Origin of the sequence: Bartonella sp. AU15XJBT (genome assembly GCF_028618615.1) — a bacterium.
In the GTDB taxonomy this organism is placed as follows: Bacteria; Pseudomonadota; Alphaproteobacteria; order Rhizobiales; family Rhizobiaceae; genus Bartonella.
In genome coordinates, this window is sequence record NZ_JAQITG010000050.1 from 1 (window position 1) to 5,349 (window position 5,349).

The window sequence follows — 5,349 nt, forward strand, 5'->3', positions numbered from 1 at the left end:
ATTGTCTCTAAACTTACAGTAATAACCCTTTGGAATAACTCTAATGGATAAGCAGGATTGCCAACGGTTTCAACAGCATAGCGATTGGCATCATTAACAATGCCGCTCTTTTTATCTGTCTTTACACATTGACGCCCCATAACCCATTCAAGAGCAGGCTTGCCATTGACGATATACTCATAAGCCTCAAGAGGGATATCTGTTATTGTGATATTGCTGTTATAAATAACAGTTGATTTATCTTTCTCTTTACCTGCTTTTGCGAATTTCATTTCAGTCACGTAATAAAACTTTTCTGGATTAGAGATGTCTGTTTGTTTTGGATTACCCTTTTTAAATGCGACTGGATAAGGCTCTACATCTTCATAATTTATGTGCAAATGACCGAGTTCACGCCCTGCTGTTACGAACTTCCAAAAATCTTCAGCACTCTTTACACACGGGATACGAGGCAATTCTTTAGAGAGGTTATCAGCATAACGAGCACGATAATCTTCCGAATGTAAGAGTCCATAAACATAATAAAATAGATCATCTTTCGTAATAGTTTCATTCGGATAAGCTGCTTTAAAATGTTCTAATCCCGTATCTGTAATGGCATCACGGCGTTGTAAAGCAGAGGTTTTGTTTTCTTCTGTAGAGTTTGTAAATAAATGAGTTTGTTTCTTGTTTCTATCTTTTGAGACCATAGTGTCTTCGTAAATATAGCGTGGAAAGCATTGACTAGTATCTATTGCGTGAAGATTAGGCAAATCTTTAGCCATCAGTACAGAAAAACCCGATTGAGTTCCCGTACCTGTAATTTGTATTACCATATTTTCAACCACCTTCTCCATAGGGAATATCCGCGGCATTTGATAAACCATTTCATTGAAGATGCGACTATAATAGAGCCACTGTCGTGTAAATGGACGATACAAACTTTGCGTAATGCATGTAGTCTCAAATTCAAAAATCTTTCCTTTTATCAAATCTTGTTTAAGAGCACGGCTCCAACTTATTTTTCTCTCATCCGTATTGATAAAATTATTTACAGCCTTTGCACGTGCTTTATGATCAGCTTGTAAATAAGTATCATTAAAACGTTCCACTTCGCTATTATAGAAGGCAATCATATTACTCATGTTCTTTTTTAAAGTTTCACGGCTTGAGTTATATGCCCACGCATCACGATTGGTTACGACTCCAAGAGAAAACGTTTCAAAGAGCTTTTTATTATTTCCCTTCTTATCGCCTATTGTTAAAAAATCTTTGAAACTATTATCACGTTGATTTATCCAATCACCATGCTCGTCCGGTGTAATTATTTGCCAACCCGCTTCATTTGTGATGCCACCAACACTACCGAAGTATTGAAGCATCTCAAGTTTTTTTTCGGTAGAAACATTGTCACCAATATCATGATAGTAAATCTTACAGTGTTGGCTATTGTTTGGATTGCGCACAAAAATCGTTACAGCTATTCCATTTTGGCTTCCAGAACCAAAAACATTGCCTCCTTCCTTTGATAGCTCTTTTGATTTTATATTTTTTCGAATATCACCACGAAGATTAATGATATAAATAGAAGAATATTCATTCTGTAAGCATTTTCGCATGCCATCAGCAAATGTTTTATCTACCCATCCATTTCCAGAAATATAGGCAACGACACCACCTTGAGAACTTAAGCGATTACTTGCCCACCTAATTGCTCGAATATAGCTATCATAGAGATTTCTTTTTAATATTGCTTGAGATTTAAGTGCATACGTATTTTGGATACTTCTATCAAGTATTTCATATTCTACATTTGCATTATTATCATTCTCATTTCTTTGACCAGAAGAATAAGGAGGATTGCCAAAGATAACTTCGATGTTTAGATTTTTCTGATGCTCTAAATATTCACTATTTTCTTTAAATAACTCTTGCAACAAATCTTTCCTTTCAAGCATTTGGAATGTATCGGTTAAACCAATATGCTTGAATGGGATATAATTTCCTTTCATAAGACCATGATAAGTTGCTTCGATATTAATAGCTGCTATATAATAGGCGAGTAAGACAATCTCATTAGCATGGATATCATAACGGTATTTATATTCCATATCCTCTGGTTTTATAAGATTTGATTGTAACAACCGTGTGATAAAGGTACCTGTACCTGTAAAAGGGTCAAGAATAGAGACACCACGTGATCCTAGGCTTTTTCCAAATTCATTGCGTAAAACATCATCAACAGAGTGAATGATAAAATCAACAACCTCAATGGGGGTATAAACAATTCCTAATTTTTCTACTGTACGTGGAAAAGCATAACGGAAAAATTCATTATAAAGTTCTACAATTAAGCTTTGTTGTGCTTCAAGAGTGGTAATTCCACGTGTGTAAAATTGTACACTCCTAGAAATATTTTTGAGATCTTGAGATTCTTCTTTAGGAGTAACTTTATCAAGGACATTGAGTACACGTTGTAAAGCACAAGATACGGGATTTTCTTGAACAAACTGATGCCCCTCAAATAAAGCATTAAAGACTGGACGCGTCACAAGATGTTGGGCAAGCATTTCAATCGCATTTTGTTCAGAGACAGTCGTATTCAAATTGCTACGCAATTCGGTCATAAAATCATTAAACACCTGCCGTGTTTCAGTTTCTGATTTCGTCAAAACTTCAGTTAAGCGTGCGATATGAGTTTGAGCAAGATCACCAACATTTATTGCCCATTTTTTCCAATAGCTAGGATCGTAAAATCTATTAACAATAGCAGCTTTAATGACATCTTTACATTTAGAAAAAAGGGGGAGTTCTCCTTGTACTTCATGTGTTTGAGAGGGTTCATAAGTTGCTAACCCAATATTAAGTCCTGAATATTCTAATTTTGAGCGTATAGGTAAATCATCAATAACCGTGGTCGTATCTTCTAACGCAAGTTCTTGAGAAGCAGCAACGATTTCAAGAGCATCGCTTACGTCTTGTTTTTTGTGCATATGGTGAATTATTTTATTAAAGTTATCATCATGGGCACGTAAAGCATTGAGAACTTGCCAGATGACATTATACTTTTGGTTTTTTTCTAAGGCTATTTCCGGCGGAATATCAGCGGGTATCCCAACGGGTAGAATGATATAGCCCCTTTTTTTACCCTCTGCTCGACGCATAACACGTCCTATTGCTTGAATAATCTCAATTTGGCTTTTGCGCGGGTGTAAAAATAGAACGGCATCAAGAGCGGGTACATCAACACCTTCAGAAAGACAGCGTACATTGGTCAACACACGGCAGATATTTTCCCCCGCATCTTCCTTTAACCAGTCGAGTTGTTTTGTACGCTCTTTAGCACTAAAGGTTCCATCAATATGGGCAAGGGTACAGTTAAGAGGGGGAGTATCTTTATAGTTTTTATGAAGAGCGCGCAAAGATTCTTGCACTTTTTCTTTTTTGAATCTTTTGCATATGCGTTTAGAAGTATCAATATCTTTGCAAAAAGCTAAAGCTCTACGCATAGGCTTGGGGTCATCTTCAAGATCAAGTTTCAGATCCATTTTGGTAAGGGCTCTATAACAGCCATTAATCTTGGTCCTATCGTCAAGAATAAGTTCATAATCCTTATCGGTAATCAGATGTTGAATGGATTGGCTTACTTCTTTTTCATTGACAACTAATATGATAACTTTACAAGGTGATAACAGCTTATCCTCTAAAGCACGTGAAAAGTTGTAAGTGTAAAGTTGTTTGCCATAGAGTTTTTCATTATCCATGGACACCAAAACGTTATTGGATAAGACAGCATTCCTTTTCAGCTTGTCACTAAAGATCTTTGGGGTTGCTGTCATGTAGAGGCGTTTTTTACCCCGAATGATGCTGTTATCATGAACCTTGATAAATTCAGATTCATGCTTGTCTGTTCCCAATACAACCCCAGTTGTTCTATGCGCTTCATCACAGATGATCAGATCAAATTCAGGTAACCCATGGTCTTTTTGTGCATCCGAAATCACTTGAATGGAATGATAGGTTGAAAAGATGACCGTCATTGCATCTGTGAGGTTTTCACAAGCTTCTTTGGCAAGGGCTTTGGCATCCGTTGTAGCAGGCAGCACAAGATCTGATGTTTCCATCCCAACAATATCATCTTGGTTTTTACGACGTTTACCTACTTTTGTATCCGAACACACGGCAAAGGAACGCAACGGGATTTGTGCATCGGCTGTCCATTCACGGATTGTTTGTGAGACTAAAGCAAGAGAAGGCACCAGAAACAACACACGCTTGCCTTTCCCAGCAAGGGTTTCTGCTATCTTCAAACTGGTGAAAGTTTTACCCGTACCACATGCCATAATCAGCTTGCCACGGTCTGCTTCTTGTAAACCTTCACAGACTTTCTTGATGGCTTCTTTTTGATGGGGGCGAGGTTCTTTTGTTGATTTAAGAAGAACTTCTTTTTTGGTTGCATAGATTTGCCAATCTATCCGACTGTTTTCCATATGACGAAGGTCAATGCGATAAACGGGGATCGCTTGTCCTTTGATCATGGCATTGACATTGTCACTTAATTCCACTTCTGTGGTATCAACGAGAAGACGATATTTAAAGATGTCTTTTCCAGATGCCGCGATAAAGCTATCAATATCTTTTTTACTGATCTGATGGTCAGCTTTATAAAACTTACATTGGATAGCCACATATCCCTCTTGATGACGAAGCTTTGCCACCAGATCAATGCCGATATCATTTTTATTCCAACCTTCACGCTCTTTAGCCCATTCATAATAGCTCTCAACCGTTTCATAGCGTCCAAAATGGAGAGGGTCATGCAATAAGATAAGCCATGACAAGGTTTTCAAACAGCGTTCCCAATTCACGGGGTGATTTTGCTTGTTGACGATAATATTCTAAGAGAGAGCGTAAAGAGACATGTTCATTATCGGAATGATGAGGGCGAAGCATAAAGAATAAACTCCATAACAATATATTCTATTGATTAATTCTCTTCAAAAGAATCGAAATGAAGTTAATTAAATCCATTTTGAATGAATAGTGTGAAAAATTCGGAAAATGCTAAAAAGCGGATAAATTTTTTTCAAAAGGTTTTTTAAAGGCTGTTTATCCACAGCCCATGAGAGAGATCAGATCAGCAAAGTAGTGAAATTTGCTGTTTGTTTTATGGAAAAAAGACAAATTCACTATGGGCTTAAAATATCAGAATGAGTATTTTGATAAGTTTTTACGAATTTTATTTATAGGTTTTGTCTGTTTTTAAAACCCCCAAAACACCTACAAAACCCTCTTAGATATATATTAAAAATTGTATTTATGTGTTGTGTTTAATATAGGTTGTTTATTTGAAAGATTAACTTATTGAAA

1 pseudogene is annotated in these 5,349 nt (G+C 36.7%); it reads right to left on the reverse strand.

The annotated features are described in order from the left end of the window. Positions 1-4,932 (reverse strand): annotated as a pseudogene (locus PVV57_RS09525) (DEAD/DEAH box helicase); the annotation flags it as partial. Between the last annotated feature and the right edge of the window lie 417 nt (positions 4,933-5,349).